Source organism: Chromobacterium sp. IIBBL 290-4 (assembly GCF_024207115.1).
GTDB lineage: Bacteria > Pseudomonadota > Gammaproteobacteria > Burkholderiales > Chromobacteriaceae > Chromobacterium.
This window is the reverse complement of record NZ_CP100128.1, coordinates 3252096-3270571: the sequence shown is the minus strand read 5'-3', so window position 1 is coordinate 3270571 and position 18476 is coordinate 3252096. Positions and strand designations below refer to the sequence as shown.

Sequence of the window (18476 nt, the reverse complement as noted above, 5' to 3'; positions counted from 1 at the left end):
GCCACACCGGGCCTGCGCCAGCGCGGCCATCAAGCATTTGCCGGCTCGCCCAGCCGCAGCTGCATATGGATTTCGTCATGCAAGCAGCCGTCGATCAACAAAGCGCCGGGCTCGCGGCCAAAGGGTTGAAAGCCCATCGTGGCGTAAAGATCATGCGCGCGCCGATTGTCGGCATTGACGGAAAGGTTCACCAGCAAAATCCCCGGCGTCGCGCGCGCGAAAGCCAAGCATTCCCGCAGCAAGGCCGGCGCCCAACCCCGGCCGCGCATTTCGGGTTCGACATACACGCCCCACACAAACGCCTTGTGGGCCGATTTACGGCCGCCTTCCCGCGCCAAACCCGCCATGGCGACAAGCCGGCCTTGATCGAAACCGCCAAACACAGCGCGACCAGGGCGCTCAAGTAATCTTGCCTCGACCTCGGACAGCGGCAGCAGGCGCTCGTCTTCATAAGAGGCGCCAAAGGCGCTGGGGCTATTCTGCAGCGCCTGCAGACGCAAGTTCTGAAACACCTCGGCGTCGGCCGAGGATAAACGTCGGATGAACATGGCTGCGCTCTCCTGATTGAGATGGAACCGCGAAACAAAGGCTGGACCGGACCGGCCATGCCCGGCCGCACGCCGCGCCGGATCAGCGCTCCAGCACCGCCTCCCAAAGCGCCTTGGGCAGGCCGTATTTGCCGGTCACATGATGAGACAGCGACAATATCCGCCAGCCATTGGCAAACAACTCGCGCACCGAGCGCTCGTCGAAGAAACGCTTGGGCGAGCCATCCACCAGATAATAATCCGGCGCGATTTCAGGGTATCCGCTGGCGCCGTAATGATGGTCGTCGCTGGCGTTCAGGCGGCACAACAGCTTGCCGCCCGGCGGCAGGCATTGGCGAATGCGCTCGACAATGCCCAGCGTTTCCTCCCAAGGAAAATAATGCAGCGACAGACTGGCCACCACCGCGCCGGGCTGTCTTTCATTCAAGGGGAACGGCTGCCGCACATCCTGGCAATGAAACTGGCCGCCCGGCACGCGACGCGAAGCGGCCGCAGCCGCCTCGGCCGATAGATCAAAAGCGATCAATTCCAGCCCCGCGCCGGTCAGCGTGGCGGAATCCTCGCCCTCTCCGCAGCCTATCTCCAGCACCGGGCCATGAGCGCACGCCTCGCGTAGCATGGGCAGCCAGCGCGCCAGCCACTCGTCGCAGCATACTTGCGCCGGCATTGCGACTGAAGCTTGCAACGAATCAGGCAAGGACATGATCCACCTCCAAATACTCCCCCAGCGGCCGCAGCTGCCTGCCGTCCGGACTGAAGTTATCGTCAGCCAGATAAGCTTGAAAGGCCGGCTTGAGCCGGCGCCATTCGCTATCCAGCATTGAGAACAGCAGGGTGTCGCGATTGCGCCCCTTCACCACCATGGCCTGCCGCAAGCGGCCCTCGAACTGGAAGCCAAACCGCTTCGCCGCGCGGGCGGAAGCTTCGTTCAGCGCATCGCAGCGCCACTCGCAGCGGCGATATCCCGCCTCGAAAGCGGCATGCAGCAATAGATAGACCGCCTCGGTGGCTTGCCGGGTGCGCCGCAGCCCGCGTGAAAAATTGACGTGGCCGATTTCGATGGCGCCGTGCGCGGCGACGATTTGCCGGTAAGCGAGAAAGCCCAAGGGACGCTCGCCGTCCTTGGCGAAAACCGCGTATAGCACGGTATCCGCCAGCGCCGCGGTCGCCTGGAGCCAAGCCAGGAAAGCGGCCTCGTCGGAGAAAGGCCCGTAGGGAAGATGGCGCCAGTGCTCGCCATCGCCGGCGAACAATCCATGCAACGCCGCGCCGTGGCGCGAGATGTCCAAAGGCAGCAATGTCGCCGCCTCGCCATGAAGGGCTGAGCCGGCGATAGGGCCAGGCGCGCGCCAAGCCGCCAGGGAAGCTGCCGAAGCAGAAGAAAAAGAATGCTGTTTTGGGTCGGCCATGTCCGGAAAGTCATCAGGATGATTGCACAGACATGGTAATGACAAATGCTTTGCCATGAAAGAGCGGGGCCGACAAATTCAAGCTGCCCCGCGCAAGGGGAATACTTCAGGCCTTACAGCAAGGGCCTGCCGCTCAGCCTCTCCAGCTGCCGCAGCGGCGACTTGCCCGGATCATCCATCTTGTCCACCGGCAGCCACAAGGTCTGCTCCAGCATGAACTGGCCGGACATCACCGCATGCGAGGCGTGATCGGAGAAACAGATCCAGGCGCCGCCCGGCGCGAACGGCACGGTTTCCTGCGGACATTCGCGCTGATAGCTCAGATCCGCCTTCATCGCATCATGCAGATGCAGCATGATGTGATCGTACTCGCTGCGCTTGCGCTTGGTGATTTTCAGCGCGGCCAGCAAGGCCGCCGAGCCCGGCCACTGGCGCGGCACGCGCGGCAGCAGCTTCTTGGCCATGTCTTCAAACGGCTCGCCCACCCGCCATACCCGCGGCTCGCCGCTTGGGTTGATATTGCAGAACACGCGCAGGATGCGCTCGCCATAGGTGGGACGGGACGGGAAGGCGTCTACGTGCAGGCGGCTGTCGTCCTTGCGCCAGGAGGTCTTGCGGTCTTCCACTCGCACCAGCCGCAAGCTGGTGGGGGCCGAGCGCAGCTTGCCGCGATATTCCGGCAACAGCCGCTCGACCAGATCATTGGCTGCCAACTGGTAGCGCGCGATCAGGCCGCGCACCGCCCTTTCCTTTTCTATGCCGCCCACCACGCCGTGCAGATCGCCGTTGCTCGGCTCCAGGCTGATGTTCTTGCGCTTGGGGTCTGCGATAGCGGGATTCAGCAAGGCGGCCTCTTCCTTGTTCGGCCGGAAACCAAAGTCCGGAATATGCAGCACTCCGCCCGACTCCAGCTTGGCCACCAATCCCGGCTCGCCGCCAGCTATCCGAACAATCCGCTCCATACCCTTCCCTTCCGGCAGCTTTATCGCCGCCTACTCATATTGCATTGCACAAAAATTCTAGGTTACACCAAAGTCATGAATTGTAACAGCCGCGCGACATGCCTGGCCGGCCATCCATTTGATTTCAATCAGCATTCCTATTCAGGACCAAATTGATATTCCCCTACAGGCTCTCCGGGATTAGCCATTGAAAACAACCATTTATGCAGATTTTTTCCGCAAACTGCGGCATAATGACCGGCTGCCTGAATTCGACGTGAACGCATGACTACTCCGCAAGCCGCCGCCAAACCAATCGACTCCTACCGCAAGTACTGGGCCAGCCGTTTCGGCACCGCCCCGTTCCTGCCGATGACCCGCGCCGAAATGGACCAGCTGGGTTGGGACTCCTGTGACATCATCCTGATCACGGGCGACTGTTACATCGACCACCCCAGCTTCGGCATGGCGCTGGTGGGCCGCCTGCTGGAGGCGCAAGGCTTCCGCGTCGGCATCATCGCCCAGCCGGACTGGCACAGCGCCGACGCGTTCCGCGAACTGGGCAAACCGAACCTGTTCTTCGGCGTCACCGCCGGCAATATGGATTCGATGATCAACCGCTACACCGCCGATCGCCGCGCCCGCTCCGACGACGCCTACACGCCGAACGCCGAGCCGAACAAGCGCCCGGACCGCGCCGTCACCGTCTACGCGCAGCGCTGCCGCGAGGCCTACCCCGGCGTCGGCGTGATGATAGGCAGCATCGAAGCCAGCTTGCGCCGCATCGCCCACTTCGATTACTGGAGCGACAAGGTGCGCCCGTCGGTGCTGGTCAACTCCAAGGCCGACATCCTGCTGTACGGCAACGCCGAGCGCGCGCTGGTGGAAATCGCCCACCGCGCGGCCAAGGGCGAGAAGCTGTCCGAGATGCGCGACATCCGCGGCACCGCCTTCATCGTGCCGCACGGCTGGCGTCCGGACGACGAATGGCAGGAGATGGACTCCAGCGTGGTGGACGTGCCGGGCCGCGTCGACCCGCACCTGAACCCCTACCAGGAAATCCCGGAGCAGGCGGCCGAAGCCACCAAGGGCATGGACCCGAGCCAGCCGCAGGTGATCCGCATCGAATCGCGCGAAGAGCGCCTGGCCAAGCGCCGCGCCGAACGCGCCAAGACCGTGATCCGCATCCCGGCCTACGAAGCCGTCGCCCACGACCCGGTGCTGTACGCCCACGCCAGCCGCACCCTGCACCTGGAATCCAACCCGGGCAACGCCCGCGCGCTGGTGCAGATGCACGGCGAGCGCGACGTGTGGCTGACCCCGCCGCCGATTCCGCTGGTCACAGAGGAAATGGACTTCGTCTACGGCCTGCCCTACGCCCGCAATCCGCACCCGGCCTATGGCGACGCCCACATCCCGGCCTGGGAGATGATCAAGTACTCGGTCAACATCATGCGCGGCTGTTTCGGCGGCTGCACCTTCTGCTCGATCACCGAGCACGAAGGCCGCATCATCCAGAGCCGCTCGGAAGAATCCATCCTGCACGAGATCGAGGAAATCCGCGACAAGACCCCGGGCTTCACCGGCCACATCTCCGACCTGGGCGGCCCGACCGCGAACATGTACCGCCTCAGCTGCAAGGACCCGAAGATCGAGTCGTCCTGTAGAAAGCTGTCCTGCGTGTTCCCGGACATCTGCGAAAACCTGAACACCGACCACAGCCACCTGATCCAGCTGTACCGCAAGGCGCGCGCGCTGCCTGGCGTGAAAAAGATCAACATCCAGTCCGGCCTGCGCTACGACCTGGCCGTGCGCTCGCCCGAATACATCAAGGAACTGGTGCAGCACCATGTCGGCGGTTATCTGAAGATCGCCCCGGAACACACCGAGGACGGCCCGCTGTCCAAGATGATGAAGCCGGGCATGGGCGCCTATGACAAGTTCAAGGAGCTGTTCGAGCGCTTCAGCCGCCAGGCCGGCAAGGAACAGTACCTGATCCCCTACTTCATCGCCGCCCACCCGGGCACCAGCGACGAGGACATGATGAACCTGGCGCTGTGGCTGAAGAAGAACAACTTCCGCCTGGACCAGGTGCAGACCTTCACCCCGACGCCGATGGCGATGGCCACCACCATGTGGCACACCCGCCGCAATCCGCTCAAGCGCCTGAGCCGCAGCTCGGAAAAGGTGGACGTGGTGCGCGACGGCTACCGCCGCAAGCTGCACAAGGCCTTCCTGCGCTACCACCATCCGGACAACTGGCAAATCATCCACGACGCCTTGCTCGACATGGGACGCGGCGACTTGATCGGCCACAGCAAGCACTGCCTGATCCCGCCGACGCCGCCGGGCGACAAGGCCGCCGCGGTGCGCCACAAGATGGGCGCGCCCATGAACCGCGGCAAGACCACCGGCGCGCGCCAGTCGCCGCAAGGCCAGCGCGGCAAACCCGCCGCCAGCCAGACACGCGGACAAGGCGGCAAGCCAGGCTCCGGCCAGCCCCAAGCCGGCCGATCACCGGCCAAGGCTGGCAACAAGACTGGCAGACGCTAAGCCAAACCGCCTTCGGGCGGTTTTTTACTGCCCTTCTTCCATTTCGGGTAGCATGCATTTCAGATACCCATCTACCTCAAGATTATTATGCTCGCCATCTCCTTCGATAACAGCTACGTCCGCGACCTGCCCGAAGCCTACTCTCAAGGGGAGGCCGAAGCCCCTCCCAAACCCGACCTCCTCTACTGGAACGCAGAGCTGGCGGATGAGTTAGGCCTGGGCACTGCAGGCGAGAAACCTGCCGAATTGGCCCGCCTGTTCTCCGGCACAGAGCTGCCGATCGGCGCTCAGCCCATCGCCCAAGCCTATGCGGGTCATCAATTCGGCGGTTTGTCTCCCTCGCTGGGCGATGGCCGGGCGCTGTTGCTGGGCGAGGTGATCGATGGTCATGGCCAGCGCCGCGACATCGCATTCAAAGGCAGCGGCCGCACGGCTTTTTCGCGCCGCGGAGACGGCAAGGCCGCTGTCGGGCCCATGCTGAGGGAATTGATCATCGGAGAGGCGCTGCACGCTTTGGGCATACCCGGCACCCGCGCTTTGGCGGTGGTAGCCACGGGCGAAACCGTGCAGCGCGATCGCCCGCTGCCGGGCGCGGTGCTGACCCGCGTGGCGGCCAGCCACCTGCGCGTAGGCACTTTCCAATACTTCGCCATCCGCAATGACGCGGACATGTTGCGCAAGCTGGCCGACTACACCATTGCCCGCCATTACCCGGAGCTAGGCGCTCAGGAAAACCGGTATCTCGGCCTGTTGGCGGCCGTTGCTGAGCGGCAGGCGGAATTGATCGCGCTCTGGATGCACGCAGGATTCATCCACGGCGTGATGAACACCGACAATATGGCCTTGTCGGGAGAGTCGATAGACTACGGGCCCTGCGCCTTCATGGACGCGCATCATCCGGATACAGTGTTCAGCTCCATCGATCATCAGGGCCGCTATGCCTACGGCAATCAACCGGCCATCGCTCAATGGAATCTGGCCCGCTTCGCCGAAACGCTGTTGCCCCTGATCGCGCCCGACGATCCCGCCAGCGCAGTGCCGGATGCGACGCAAGCCATAGAAAACTTCGAAACCCGCTACCGCCACCACTGGCTGGCGCAGGCGCGCCGCAAACTGGGTCTGGCCGGCGAGCACGCGGAAGACCATCAGCTGGCGCAAGACTGGCTGACGCTGCTGGCGGCATTCGGCGTGGACCACACGCTCGCCTGGCGCTATCTGGCGGACGTAGTTGAAGGCAAGCCGGATCGTTTGACCGCGCTTTTCGCCGAAGCTGCCGCGCTGGAGCCCTGGCTGAAACGCTGGCTGATCCGGGTGGCGCCGAAATCGCGCCGCCCATCCGACATCGCCGCCGCGATGCGCCGCGAAAACCCGATCTATATCCCGCGCAACCATTTGGTGGAGGAAGCGCTGGACGCCGCCAGCGAAAGCGGCTACATGGGGCCGACGCTGCAGTTGCTGGAAGCGCTGCGCGAGCCCTTCACCGAAAGGGAAAACATGGCGCGCTATGCGCTGCCGGCCGCGCCGGAAGTGGCGGAGGGCTATCGGACATTCTGCGGGACGTGATTAACGGATTAGCGGCGCGGGCAAGATGCGAGGAGCTAAATCATCCAGGCCTTGCCCGGCAGGCTTAGAGCGCCAATTGCATCACAAAATCATCCATCACAAAGCCATTGCCGATGTCCGCCGCCACTTCCCCCCGCACTTCGAAGCCTCGCTTTTGGTACACGGCGATGGCCGCGGCGTTGTGGCGGTTGACCGTCAACATCAGGGTGTCGCATCCCAGCGCGCGGGCGGCGCGTTCCGCTTCGTCCATCATTTTGCCGCCCCACCCCTGGCCGCGCAGCCGCTCCAATAGATACAACTGTTCCAACTTCATTTCGCCGGGGCGCTTGGCCAGGGCGTAACTGAAATAGCCAGATGGCTCGCCATCCATCCGCAACAGGCGGAACCAGCGGTCAGGCGCATGAAGATAAAGGCTCAATTTCTCCGGCACATAGCGGCTGGCCAACATGTATTCGATCTGCTCCGCCGTGATCATGCCCAGAAAATGCCTGCGCCAGATTTCTCCACCCAGCCGCGCTACCGTGTCGAAATCCTGTTCAGTCAGGTAATCCATCGTCGCTTTTGCCGTCATGCCGCCTCCCTCCCGCCGCTTTTGCTTGAAGTAGCCGAAACCTGCTTGCCCATGCCCGGTTCGCCGTCATTTTCACCTCGAAAGCGAGGTCATGATTTTAGGCATCGCTTGCAGGAGTACGTCTGGATGACTGCAGGCGAAGCTGCCGCCGCCATCAAGCAAGCCAGGAACAGACCGTCTTATCGCTTGCTTGACGCCTTTGCGCTGCTGCGTCTGGCTGATGCCTGGCGTCCCTTGCCGCGTGCCATCTTGGGCCCACTCCCCTGTCGTCGCACTCGCATGGAGTGGATTCCTATTCTCCGCCAACGCCGGTCTCCGCCCGCCTAATCACAGGCCATTCGGTTGCAGAGGCTTGCTGCGCCACAAGCCAACTTGCCGTGCGCATGCCAATCAGCTTAGTCTTCAAAAAACAGCGCGGCGAGATTCACGCGCGCGCCGCGCCTCTTATCCCACAGCCTGAAAAGCCAACCGCGTCATGATCCGCTTTCTGCTCCCGGCAGCCTGTCTGCTGCTTAATCTGTACTGGACGCGCCGCCTGCTGCGCTCAGGCGCCGGCAAGATTCTGATTGCCGGCTGGCTGTTCATGCTCTGGATGCTGCCCTTTCTCGGCGCCCTTCTGGTCTGGCTGCAAACCCGGCCGCCGCGCAGGGCAAACCAGGCGGCAAGCGTCAAGGAGGCGCGGCCCGCTGCGCCGCTTCAATATGATTGCGGCCATCAGCGCTGGGCCTGGCGGGATCTCTTGACCGTAAGGGATGGCATGCTGATGGCGGACCTCCCCAAACTGCGCGCCGCGGCGCAAACGCTGCCGCCAGGCAAGCGGGCCGCCGCCAAGCTGAATGCGCAACGCGGTTGGTGGCTGCATCTGCGCGACTGGCTGGGCGGCGATTTTCATGTGAGCGAAAATGAAGACAGCTTGCTACTCTCCCCGTTTTCCCGAGCGCAAAGAGAAGCCAGCTTGCGCAGCATAGACCGCGCGCGCAAGGCCATACGCAAGCTGTTGCCCGGCTTGGCGCAATGGCCGAACGATCACAAAACCCTGTTGCTGGTTCTGGAAAACGAAGCGCAATACCATCGTTACACTGCCCAGTACTTGCCCGATGAAGGCGTGTTCGCCACCAGCAGCGGCATGTTCATCGACGGTTTCTATCCCCACTTCGTGGTGGTGGCGGGAGAGCTGTCCCATATCGAACCCATCATCGTCCATGAGCTGACCCACGCCTCCCTGGCCCATCTGAAACTGCCGCGCTGGCTGGACGAAGGCATCGCGGTCAACACCGAATGGCGGCTCTGTCCGGCGGCCAGCCGCGCGGAAACCGGCCTGCCGGAGCGGCACCGGGCATTCTGGACCGCGGAGCGGATGCGGGCCTTCTGGCTGGGCGACGCCTTTCTGGCGCCGGGCGAAGCCAATACGCTGTCTTATGATCTCGCCCGCATCCTGGTGGAAAATCTGGCGCGCGAATGGACGCCCTTCGCGCGCTTTGTTCATCAGGCCGCCGTCAAAGGCTGCGGCCGCGCCGCTGCGGAGTCGCTGGATGTCGATCTGGGCCGCTTCGCCGCCGCCGTGGTCGGCCACGATTATCATGCGGGGTGGGCGCCGCCGCGCTAGCCTCGCCGCTCAGGCATAGACATCCAGCCGTTTCGCCGTCAAAGGAATGGTCGGCTGCTCCTTGGGATGTTGTTTGCGCCAGGCCTGATAATCCTTCCAGGCAGAATCCAGCCGCTCGCTGTCGCCGGGATTGCCCTCCAGCGGCGCCAGCTCCACTCCCAGCCGGTTCAACACCCGAAAAATGCCGTCCACATCCTGACTGTCGCGAAATTCCGGCTCGGCAGCTTCGCTGGTCTTGGCGCCCTTCTGCTCCGTTTGGCTCCAGCGCTGGAACGCCGCCATATCATCCATTTGCTGCAGACCGTTGCCCATCATTTCCTGCACCCGGTCATCGCCCTGCAAAACCTGATGCAATTGGCTCAACTTGTCTATCACAGCTTGGGCGTGCTGGTCGTTGGCGATGCGTCCTTGCGGATCGGGCAAGTCCTTGGGACCCCTGGCCGTGCTGTATTGCGGCTTGCGGCCCTGCCGCAGGGTCTCCTGGATTGCCGCCAGATCGCGCCGGTAATAACGCGTCGGGTCCACCATGCCGCGCTGAGTCAAGGGCATCAGCGTGTCGACATCGTTCTGGCTCAGCACGCCGTTGTCGCGCAGCAGATTGGCGTATTGCTTGAACTGATCGATAGGCATCCGTTCGATATCGGTGCTTTTTATCAACTGCAGCATGCTGACGCTGAGGCCGTACTGCGCCTCCACATTCATCGCATCCATGGCTTGGCGCTGGCGCTGCGCCGGGCTGAGCGCGTCCGTCGCGTCGGCTGGAGGCTGCGCCGGCGCTGGCGGCGCGGCGGCTGGCGGGTCTGTCTTTTCCGCCTCCGGTTTCAAATCCATCGCCAAGGCTTCGCCCGGATGCTGTTGTTGCCAAGCCTGGTAAGCCTGCCTGGCTTTATTCAGCATTTCCGTTTGCGACAGCTCCTGCTTATCAGGATTCAGATCTATGCCTAAACGCTCCATCACGCCGATGATGGAGAAATACGTGTCCGCGCCCGCCTCCGGCAAAGGCATCCCCGCCGTTTGCGCCTTGTCCGCCGCCGCCATCCACTGATTGAGCCGCAGAATGTCCGCCGCCTGCTTGGCGCTGCCCTCGGCCGCGGTCTCCACCTGATCGTCCTTTTGCAGCGCGTCGTGGAGGCCGGCCAGTTTGCTCAGCATCTTGTCGATCTTGTCGAAGCGCAGCAAGCGGTCATCCTCTACGCCAGCCGGCATTTCGCCAGCCTTCACCGCCGCCATTTCGTCATCGCGCGATTTGCCGTACTGCGCCAACACATTGCGCGCGCCGGTCGTCTTCCAGCTATTGCTCTCGATATCGGAGCGGATGTATGCGGCCAGATCCTGATCGACGTCATGATTAGCGGACAGCACGGTCAGCAGATCGTGCAAATCCCGGCCCGAAACATTGCGCACATCGTATTCTTTGAGCAGTTGCAAGCTCTGCCGGCTCATGCCGTAGCGCGACTCCGGCGTGCCGACCACCTTGCCGCTGACATCCAGCAAAGGCGCGGGCTTGCCGGCATTGGAAGAGGAAGCCGCGGCGACGAGCGGCCGCCAAGGCAGTTGGCCGCCGATTGAAGCGGGAAAAGCCGATATTGTGTTCATCACGGACTCTATTTGTCATTTTTATCTATATCGGCAGATTAATTGGAATTTTTAGCTCTTTTAAATCCACGCCTGCGCAAGGAAAATGGCGCAATCGGAAATTGCCAAACCGGCAAGCGCATGGAATAGTGAAATAGCCCTCTCTTCCTGAAGGTGCGCCATGGCCGCCACGCTCAAACTGTCCCAACTGATAGGCTCCCTCAGCTACGCGCTGGATATCACGGAAGGCCAGCCGGAAGGTCATTGCGTGCGCAGTTGCTGGATAGGCATGCATATAGGCCGCGCCATCGGATTGCCGCCGCAGGAGCTATGGGACCTGTACTACGCCATCTTGCTGAAGGATCTGGGCTGCAGCAGCAACGCCGCCCGCATCTGCGAGCTCTATCTCACCGACGACCGCGGCTTCAAACAGGACTTCAAGCGGGTTGGCCTGGGTTTGCCGAAAATGCTGGGCTTCGTGTTTTCCAACACCGGCACTCACGCCGCCGGCTGGAGCCAGCGCGCGGCCTCCATTCTCAACGTGCTGCTGCGCGGCAAGGAAATGGCCGACGAGCTGATCAATACCCGCTGCCACCGCGGCGCGGATATCGCCCGCCAGCTGCGCTTCAACGACAATGTGGCGCGCGGCATCCAGTATCTGGACGAGCACTGGGACGGCTCCGGCAGGCCGCTGGGCCTGCGCGGCCAGGCCATCCCGCTGAACGCGCGCATCGCGCTGCTGGCGCAAGTGATAGACGTGTTCAACGTCACCCACGGACGCCATGCCGCGCTGGACGAAGCCGTCGCGCGCGGCGGCGGCTGGTTCGACCCGGAACTGGTGGCCGCTTTCCGCAGCGCCGCGCGCGACGACGGCTTCTGGCAGAAACTGGAGTCGGACGATATAGAACAGGCGGTGCTGGAGCTGGAGCCGGCGCAATGCACGGTGCCGCTGGATGAAGACTATATGGACGAAATCGCAGAAGGCTTCGGCCAGGTGGTGGACTCCAAAAGCCCGTTCACCGCCGGCCACAGCCACCGCGTGGGCCATTACGCCGAACGCATCGGCATGGAGCTGGGGCTGGATGCGCCGCGCCGGCGCTGGCTGAAGCGCGGCGCGCTGCTGCACGATGTGGGCAAGCTGGGCGTCAGCAACACCATCCTGGACAAACCGGGCAAGCTGACCGAGCAGGAATGGGAAGCGGTGAGGCGCCATGCCGCCTACACCGAAACCATTCTGGGGCGGATCGAATCGTTCTCGGAACTCGCCCGCGTCGCCGGCGCCCACCACGAAAGGCTGGACGGCGCCGGCTACCCGCGAGGCTTGAAGGCGAGCGAAATCGCGCTGGAAACCCGCATCATCACGGTGGCCGACATTTTCGACGCCATTCACGCCGCCCGCCCCTACCACCCGGAAAACCCGGTGCCGGTAACGCTGGACATCATGCGCCAAAGCCTGGGCAAGGCGCTGGACCCGGCCTGCTTCGCCGCGCTGGAAGGCGTGCTGCGCGAGGAAGACGCGCTGGAGAGCGACACGATATGCCTGACCTGAAGCCGGCAAGTCGATATGAATGACGGACTACGCGCGCTGGCCGACGCCTTGGCGCTGGATTCGCCTCGGCGCGAATCGCTGCGTTTGCGCTTCGGCCTGGCCTGCGCCTTGCGCGTCGCCCACCTGCTGGAAAACCCGGAACTGGCCGCCGCCCTGGAAGGGCTGAAAGCCTATCTGGCCGGAGACATCTCGCGCCCGGCCTTGAATGTCCTGGCCCTCCGCTCGGCCGAACTCGCCCGCTCCCACCCCGGCTCGCCGTCGCTGGACGGCTGCGGACACGCGGCGGTCTCCGCCAGCCATGCCGTGGCCATGGCGCTGTCAGGCCGCGCGCTGCAAGCGGCGGAGTACGCCGCCTACGCCGCCGTCTATGGCCAGGGCGGCTATGGCGCGGCATCAGAGCCGGAAGCGTTCGCGCCGGAATTCGACTGGCAGATCCGCCTGCTGCGAGAGCTGGCAAAAAGCGAATAAGCGCCGACCACTTCCTCCAATATGGTCCTGACCATTACAATCACGGGCTCCACCACCCTCGCCCGCCACGACCACCCATGCACTTCATCTTCGACATAGACGGCACGCTTTGCTTCGATGGCCTCACCATCAGCCCCGCCATCCAGCATTCACTGGACGAGCTGGAACGCCAAGGCCACACAATCGGTTTCGCTTCCGCCCGTCCCTACCGCGACATCCTGCATCTGCTGGATGAGCGCTTTCACAACAAGCTGTTTGTCGGCTCCAACGGCGCCATGACCTACCAACAGGGCGAGCTGTGCGACATCCAGCCGCTGCCCAGGCAAACCATGGGCGGCCTGTTTGAACTGACCGAGAAGCTGCAAGCCTCGTTTCTGGTGGACCTGCCTTGGCACTACCACTTCAGCGGCGATGAAGATCACCCCTTGATGAGCCTGGTCGATCCGCAAAACCGGGCCAGCCGCGTGCCTCGCGACGATATCCGCCTGCCGGTCAAACTGCTGGTCACCACCTGCAACGATATCCCCGGCCTGCATCAGGCGCTGGCGGAAAGAGACGATATCGCCATCCATCATCACTCCGACCAGCAGATCGTCGACATCACCGCCGCCGGCGTGGACAAGATGGCCGCGCTGCGCCGCCATGGCATCTCGCCGGAACAGCTGGTCTGCTTCGGCAACGACAGCAACGATCTGCCCATGTTCTCCGCCGCCCGGCATACGGTACAGGTGGGCGAGCATCCGCAGCTCAAGCCGCTGGCGACAGAACAGATCCTGCGGGATGCCGGCACTGAGCTCGCCTTGATCGGCGCGATGCGCCGCCTGGGCGAACGCTACGCCGCCTAGGTCTCCGCCATCGCCCCCAGGCTGGCCGCCGTCACCATGGCCAGCCCGGCCAGCTGCCAGGGGGCGAGAGCCTGGCCCAAGAGCACGGCTCCGGCCAGAACCGCGACCGCCGGCTCCAGGCTCATCAACACGCCAAATGGAGCGGGATTCAGCCTGCGCAAGGCGGCAAGCTCCAGCAGATACGGCAGAACCGGCATCAATAATGACAAGCCTGCCAACTGCGCCAGCTCGCCCGGCGCAGGCGCTCCGCCCAGCCAACAAAACGGCGCGGCCAGCAAGCCGGCAAAGGGAAGCGCCAGCGCCACGCCGTCGCAGCCTTGGCAAACCTCTCCCGCGCGACGGAGCAAAATGATGTAGGCCGCCCAGCATGCCGCGCCCATGGCCGCCCAAGCCAGGCCAGCCATATCCACCGTCCAGCGCTCGCCATGCCTGGCCAGCGCCAGAATGCCGAGCAACGCCAACAGCGGCCACAGGCCGCGCCGCGGACGGGTGTCCGCCCGCCAGGCCAGCCATAGCGGGCCCAGCAAATTGATAGCCGCGGCCAGGCCTTGCGGCAAGGTGCGAATCGCCGCGAAGAACCCCATCAGCATGCCGGCCATCGCCGCGCCCAACAGCAGGGTGACCAGCCATGCGCCTCGCGGCAGCCGGGACAGCTTCGGCCGCCGCCATAGCGACAGCATGACGGCCGCGATCGCCAGACGCCATGCCGTCGCGCCGAAGACGCCCAGTCTGTCGACGAGAGCTTGCGACAAGGCCGCGCCGAACTGCACGCAGCACATGGACAAGATGGCCAAGCCGGCCCCGGACAGACTGCGCCCCCGGTGCGCCCAGCCCGCCGCCTCAATAGGTGACGAATTCACCTCGCAGCCTCCGTTTCATCTGCCTATGCCGCTCCTCCCACTCCGGCGCCAACCCATCGCCGCCGCGATGCACCAGCGCAGCGCCGCCCAGCGCCGCCCTGGCCTTCGCGATGACGGCATCGACGTCATCCTCGCCGCTCTCGATCAAGCGGAACAACACCAGGGCATGCCGCATATCGTCGGTGACCAGGCCGATGCGAGCGGCCCGGGCCGCATCCGGGCCATTGACGCCGATGGACCAGCGCGCCCGACGCAGCATGACGGCATCGTTGGCGCCGTCGCCCATCGCCACCAGCCGTTCCCAGCCTCCCGCCCGCCGCGCCAGACTCAAGGCGAGCGCCGCCTTGGCCCTGTCCCCCACCATGGCGCATGCCTCGACAATGCGGCCCAGCATGGTCGGCGCGGGTCCGCGCGCGCGCTCGCCCGGCAAATAGGAGATGCCCAACTCCTCGCGGTAGAAACGCTGGAAGCGCTGCCTCAGCAGCATCTTGCCGGCATGGGAAAAATGCCGCCGCCGCGTCCCGCCGTCCATCCAGACTTCGGACAATCGATCTATCAATTGGCAAGCGTCCCGCAGATAGCGCTGCGCCAGCGCCATCTCCCGCTCCCAAAGGCCATGCTTGCGCAAGCAGGCCTCGGCCTCGATCAATGGAAATGGCGAACCGAGCACCCGCGTCGGCTGCAACCAGCCGCAACGGGCCGCCACCTCGCGGTACGGCTGCTGAGGCGCGGTGGTGATGCCGGCCAGCGTCCAGCCCATTCGCGCCAAGCCTCGCGCCATTTCCTCCGCGCCGGGCGTGGCCGCGGAGCGCAGGGCCAGCCCCTCCAGATAGGCGTAATCGGCGCCCGCGGCCAATAGCAGCGGCAAGGCGAAAATGGTGTCCGTCCCCTCTTGAGCCAGCGTGTAGCCACCCTCCGGCGCCGCGCCTTCCCGCAAACCGGCAGGACGCCGCAGCCCCAGCGTATCGCCGCTGAATGCGTGGTAGGCCTCGCGATACAATATCTGCCCGTAAGACGGCGTCGCGTCCTCCCCACCGCCCTCCGGCTTCAATTTGGAGGACAGCGCCTCGGCGATGAAGTCGCCGAGAAACAACGGCCCTTCGACATCGCTGGCCAATAACCAGCCTTCGCCGCGCGCATTCGCCCCGTCGGCCAGCTCCCGCAGGCTGCGGCCCCGCGCCAGATCGCCGGGATCATCCTGTTTCATCGCACATCCTCCCATGCGGAACGACATGCACTCGGTATAGAAAGGGGCGAAATCCGCAACAAGCGCTTGCGGTTTGCCCCTAGCGAGCGCCGCAACAGTCCTAGCGGTATACTGTTCTCATAATCCAGAAGCGAGCCTTAGCCATGATCCTGATTCATACGCCCAGCCCCAAGGAAATCGACGCTTACCTGCAGCTATTCCGTCAGGCGATGCCGGAAGAAACCTTTGTCGACCACGCGCGCGCCGACCCCGCCATGGTCCGCCATCTGGTGGCTTGGGGCATTCCGGACGGGATGCTGCCGACGCTGACGCGGCTGGAGGGCATCTTCATGCTGGGCGCAGGCGTGGACAAGCTGCTGTCCCACCCGGAGCTGCCGCCCCATTTGCCGGTCTACCGCCTGCTGGACGGCGGCATGACCGCGCAGATGATCGAATACATCCGCTACGGCGTGCTGGGCTATCAGCGCAATATGGATCTGTATCGCCGCGAACAAGCCGCCGGCCAATGGCGCAAACTGGCGCCGAGGCTGCCGGCCGACGTCCATGTCGGCATTCTGGGCCTGGGAGAGATAGGCGCGGCGGTAGCCAAAGCGTTGGCGCATGACGGCTATCAGGTCAGCGGCTGGAGCCGCAGCCCCAAGCACATCAACCACGTGCATAGCCTGCACGGCGAAGCCGGGCTGGAGAAACTGCTGGAAAGCTGCGACGTGGTGGCCTCCGTGCTGCCCTCCACTCCGCAAACCAAGGGTCTGCTCAATGGCGAGCGGCTGTCGCTGATGAAGCCGGGCTCGATGCTGATCAACTCCGGGCGCGGCGACCTGGTGGATGAACAGGCGCTGCTGGCCCTGCTGAACAATGGCCACATCCGCTGCGCCCAGCTGGACGTATTTGGCGTGGAGCCGCTGCCGCACGATCACCCGTTCTGGCGCCATCCCGCGGTCGCCCTCACCCCGCATATCGCCGCCGTCACGCTGCGGCAGGAGGCGGTGAGCCAGATCGTGGATAATCTGCGCCGCAAAGCGCATGGCGAAGAGATGACCGGCCAGGTGGAGCGCGGCCAGGGCTACTGAGCCGGCATCAGGCCCACACCACGCCTTCGGTCAACACCTCCTCGGCGCGCTGCAAGGCGGCGGCCAGGTCGGGCTGCAGATTGTCCTCGCCCAGCCGCTCGGCCAGCCGCGAGCCTTCCAGCAGGTCCAGCACCTCGTCGGCCGCGCCGCACAGGATCAGGCTCTTGCCATTCTCCCGCAAGCGGGCCCGCAGCGCCTCCAGCGCCAACAGCCCGGTGGTGTCCAGCATCACCAGCCGGTGCAGCTGCAGAATCACCACCCGCGCGCGCGGCGCTTCCTGCAAAATGGTGTCGATGCAGTCCGCCGCGCCGAAAAACAGCGCGCCCTCGATGCGGAACGCCGCGCAGCCGTCCGGCACGCTTTTGCCGGCGATGCTGTGGCGTTCGTACAGCTGAGCGTATTCCGGCTTGAGCTGATGCGCGCCGGTGTGGCTGGCCATGCTGCGGATGAAAAACACCGCCGCCATCAGCAAGCCTATCTCCACCGCGATGGTCAAATCGAAAGCCACCGTCAGCACAAAGGTGGTGACCAACACCGCCGTGTCATGACGGGGAAACTGCCGCGCCTTGCGGATATCCCAATCGCCCATTTTCAGGGACACCGACACCAGAATCGCCGCCAGCGCGGCCAGGGGCACATGGTTGGCCAAAGGCGCGGCCAGCAACAGCACCGCCAACAGCAAGGCGGCGTGGAAGATGGCCGCCAGCGGGCTGCGCGCGCCGTTGCCGACATTGGTGGCCGAACGCACCACCGCCCCGGTGGCGGGAATGCCGCCGAAAAACGGCACCACCATATTGGCGATGCCCTGGCCCATCAGTTCCTGATTAGCGTCGTGGCGGTCGGCGGTAAGGCTGTCCACCACCACCGCGCACAACAAGGACTCGATCGCGCCCAACAAAGCGATGGTGAAGGCCGGCGCCAGCAAATCGGACAGATGCGTGGGGTTCAGATCCAGTCCGGCCGGCATAGGCAAGCCTTGCGGAATGCCGCCGAAACGGCTGCCCAGGGTGGCCACCGGCAAATCGAACAGCGCCGTGGCCAGCGTGGCCAGCATCAGGGCGACGAATGGAGACGGCGCCAGCCGGTTCAGCTTTTTCGGCCACAGCAGAATCAGCGCCAACAAGGCCGAGGACAACAGCGTCGTCGGCCAATGCAAGCCGGAGAAATGCTCGCGCAGCGCCGCCATCACGGCGAAAAAGCCGGACGGCATCTTGGCGATGGGCAGGCCGAAAAAGTCCTTGAGCTGCGTCAGGAAGATCAGCACCGCGATGCCGTTGGTGAAGCCGGTGATCAGCGGCATCGGAAAAAAGCGTATCACCTGCCCCAGCCGCAGCGCGCCCATCAACACCAGCATGGCGCCGGCCATGAAGGTGCAGATCAGCAGATTGGCCACGCCGTATTTGCTGACGATGCCGTAGAGAATGACGATGAAGGCGCCGGTCGGCCCGGTGACGCATAGCCGAGTGCCGCCCAGCATGGCGGCCAGCGCGCCGGCGATCACCGCGGTGACGATGCCGGCCTGAGGCGACACGCCGCTGGCGATGGCGAAGGCCATGGCCAAAGGCAAGGCGACGATGCCGACTGTGGCGCCGGCCATCAGGTCGGCGCGCAATTGCTTGCGGTCGTAGTGTCTCAGCGTATCCAGCAGACGGGGACGAAACGCCAACGCGCTCATTACGGATGCCTTCCTGTTGCGGCCACGGTATGCTAT

Annotated in this window: 16 protein-coding genes; 7 read left to right on the top strand and 9 right to left on the bottom strand. The window is 64.3% G+C overall.

The genetic code is table 11. The annotated features are described in order from the left end of the window. Positions 1 to 29: 29 nt before the first annotated feature. The 4 genes from NKT35_RS15325 to kdoO form a co-directional block, all read right to left on the bottom strand. Positions 30 to 548, bottom strand: coding sequence for a GNAT family N-acetyltransferase (locus NKT35_RS15325; protein WP_254294499.1), 519 nt, complete (start codon positions 546 to 548; stop codon positions 30 to 32). An 82-nt stretch (positions 549 to 630) separates the two neighbouring features. Continuing rightward, positions 631 to 1251: a class I SAM-dependent methyltransferase gene (locus tag NKT35_RS15320; protein WP_254294497.1), complete on the bottom strand. Its 621-nt coding sequence runs from the start codon at positions 1249 to 1251 to the stop codon at positions 631 to 633. After that, the gene (locus NKT35_RS15315) at positions 1238 to 1846 is read right to left on the bottom strand and encodes a GNAT family N-acetyltransferase (RefSeq protein WP_254294495.1); all 609 of its coding nucleotides are present in this window, start codon (positions 1844 to 1846) and stop codon (positions 1238 to 1240) included. Before NKT35_RS15315 ends, NKT35_RS15320 begins: the two co-directional genes overlap by 14 nt. A gap of 224 nt (positions 1847 to 2070) precedes the next feature. Further along, entirely contained in the window at positions 2071 to 2919 is an 849-nt protein-coding gene (kdoO, locus tag NKT35_RS15310) for a Kdo hydroxylase KdoO (RefSeq protein ID WP_254294493.1), read from the bottom strand. Between the two features lie 264 nt (positions 2920 to 3183). On the opposite strand from kdoO, the gene NKT35_RS15305 reads away from it, so the two are divergent. Next, a complete protein-coding gene (locus NKT35_RS15305) occupies positions 3184 to 5451 on the top strand; it encodes a YgiQ family radical SAM protein (protein WP_254294492.1) in 2268 nt (755 codons plus the stop codon). Positions 5452 to 5538: 87 nt separating this feature from the next. Next, a complete protein-coding gene (locus tag NKT35_RS15300) occupies positions 5539 to 7014 on the top strand; it encodes a protein adenylyltransferase SelO (protein WP_254294484.1) in 1476 nt (491 codons plus the stop codon). A gap of 64 nt (positions 7015 to 7078) precedes the next feature. Here the strand turns inward: NKT35_RS15300 and NKT35_RS15295 are convergent, their stop codons facing one another. Further along, positions 7079 to 7585 (bottom strand): GNAT family N-acetyltransferase, encoded by a 507-nt coding sequence (locus NKT35_RS15295; RefSeq protein ID WP_254294482.1) that lies wholly within the window; start codon positions 7583 to 7585, stop codon positions 7079 to 7081. 475 nt (positions 7586 to 8060) lie between these two features. Between NKT35_RS15295 and NKT35_RS15290 the strand changes: the two genes are divergently transcribed. Next, positions 8061 to 9191 carry a hypothetical protein gene (locus NKT35_RS15290; protein WP_254294480.1) on the top strand — a complete coding sequence of 377 codons (1131 nt, stop codon included), beginning with the start codon at positions 8061 to 8063 and terminating at the stop codon, positions 9189 to 9191. Positions 9192 to 9200: 9 nt separating this feature from the next. On the opposite strand, the gene NKT35_RS15285 is transcribed toward NKT35_RS15290, so the two are convergent. Further along, complete coding sequence (locus NKT35_RS15285) at positions 9201 to 10787, bottom strand: hypothetical protein (RefSeq protein WP_254294478.1); 1587 nt, start codon at positions 10785 to 10787, stop codon at positions 9201 to 9203. A gap of 160 nt (positions 10788 to 10947) precedes the next feature. Here NKT35_RS15285 and NKT35_RS15280 point away from each other — a divergent pair, with 160 nt between their 5' ends. The 3 genes from NKT35_RS15280 to NKT35_RS15270 all read left to right on the top strand — a co-directional run bounded on the left by NKT35_RS15280 (position 10948) and on the right by NKT35_RS15270 (position 13628). Further along, positions 10948 to 12315 (top strand): HD-GYP domain-containing protein, encoded by a 1368-nt coding sequence (locus NKT35_RS15280; RefSeq protein ID WP_254294477.1) that lies wholly within the window; start codon positions 10948 to 10950, stop codon positions 12313 to 12315. Between the two features lie 15 nt (positions 12316 to 12330). After that, complete coding sequence (locus NKT35_RS15275; protein ID WP_254294476.1) at positions 12331 to 12783, top strand: putative immunity protein; 453 nt, start codon at positions 12331 to 12333, stop codon at positions 12781 to 12783. Between the two features lie 77 nt (positions 12784 to 12860). Continuing rightward, on the top strand, positions 12861 to 13628 hold the full coding sequence (locus NKT35_RS15270; protein WP_254294474.1) for an HAD-IIB family hydrolase: 768 nt from the start codon (positions 12861 to 12863) through the stop codon (positions 13626 to 13628). On the opposite strand, the gene NKT35_RS15265 is transcribed toward NKT35_RS15270, so the two are convergent. Continuing rightward, the gene (locus NKT35_RS15265) at positions 13625 to 14488 is read right to left on the bottom strand and encodes an EamA family transporter (RefSeq protein ID WP_254294472.1); all 864 of its coding nucleotides are present in this window, start codon (positions 14486 to 14488) and stop codon (positions 13625 to 13627) included. The two genes, NKT35_RS15270 and NKT35_RS15265, sit on opposite strands and share 4 nt — an antisense overlap. After that, positions 14469 to 15695 carry an HAD family hydrolase gene (locus NKT35_RS15260; RefSeq protein ID WP_254294470.1) on the bottom strand — a complete coding sequence of 409 codons (1227 nt, stop codon included), beginning with the start codon at positions 15693 to 15695 and terminating at the stop codon, positions 14469 to 14471. The genes NKT35_RS15265 and NKT35_RS15260 overlap by 20 nt, the downstream gene beginning before the upstream one ends. A 143-nt stretch (positions 15696 to 15838) precedes the next feature. On the opposite strand from NKT35_RS15260, the gene NKT35_RS15255 reads away from it, so the two are divergent. Beyond that, on the top strand, positions 15839 to 16765 hold the full coding sequence (locus tag NKT35_RS15255) for a 2-hydroxyacid dehydrogenase (protein WP_254294468.1): 927 nt from the start codon (positions 15839 to 15841) through the stop codon (positions 16763 to 16765). 7 nt (positions 16766 to 16772) lie between these two features. Here the strand turns inward: NKT35_RS15255 and NKT35_RS15250 are convergent, their stop codons facing one another. After that, entirely contained in the window at positions 16773 to 18440 is a 1668-nt protein-coding gene (locus tag NKT35_RS15250) for a SulP family inorganic anion transporter (RefSeq protein ID WP_254294460.1), read from the bottom strand. Between the last annotated feature and the right edge of the window lie 36 nt (positions 18441 to 18476).

Bases quoted from the DNA above. Each gene is read 5' to 3' on its own strand.
- NKT35_RS15325 (WP_254294499.1), bottom strand. From the start codon at position 548: ATGTTCATCCGACGTTTATCCTCGGCCGACGCCGAGGTGTTTCAGAAC.
- NKT35_RS15320 (WP_254294497.1), bottom strand. From the start codon at position 1,251: ATGTCCTTGCCTGATTCGTTGCAAGCTTCAGTCGCAATGCCGGCGCAA.
- kdoO (WP_254294493.1), bottom strand. From the start codon at position 2,919: ATGGAGCGGATTGTTCGGATAGCTGGCGGCGAGCCGGGATTGGTGGCC.
- NKT35_RS15305 (WP_254294492.1), top strand. From the start codon at position 3,184: ATGACTACTCCGCAAGCCGCCGCCAAACCAATCGACTCCTACCGCAAG.
- NKT35_RS15300 (WP_254294484.1), top strand. From the start codon at position 5,539: ATGCTCGCCATCTCCTTCGATAACAGCTACGTCCGCGACCTGCCCGAA.
- NKT35_RS15295 (WP_254294482.1), bottom strand. From the start codon at position 7,585: ATGACGGCAAAAGCGACGATGGATTACCTGACTGAACAGGATTTCGAC.
- NKT35_RS15290 (WP_254294480.1), top strand. From the start codon at position 8,061: ATGATCCGCTTTCTGCTCCCGGCAGCCTGTCTGCTGCTTAATCTGTAC.
- NKT35_RS15285 (WP_254294478.1), bottom strand. From the start codon at position 10,787: ATGAACACAATATCGGCTTTTCCCGCTTCAATCGGCGGCCAACTGCCT.
- NKT35_RS15280 (WP_254294477.1), top strand. From the start codon at position 10,948: ATGGCCGCCACGCTCAAACTGTCCCAACTGATAGGCTCCCTCAGCTAC.
- NKT35_RS15275 (WP_254294476.1), top strand. From the start codon at position 12,331: ATGAATGACGGACTACGCGCGCTGGCCGACGCCTTGGCGCTGGATTCG.
- NKT35_RS15270 (WP_254294474.1), top strand. From the start codon at position 12,861: ATGCACTTCATCTTCGACATAGACGGCACGCTTTGCTTCGATGGCCTC.
- NKT35_RS15260 (WP_254294470.1), bottom strand. From the start codon at position 15,695: ATGAAACAGGATGATCCCGGCGATCTGGCGCGGGGCCGCAGCCTGCGG.
- NKT35_RS15255 (WP_254294468.1), top strand. From the start codon at position 15,839: ATGATCCTGATTCATACGCCCAGCCCCAAGGAAATCGACGCTTACCTG.
- NKT35_RS15250 (WP_254294460.1), bottom strand. From the start codon at position 18,440: ATGAGCGCGTTGGCGTTTCGTCCCCGTCTGCTGGATACGCTGAGACAC.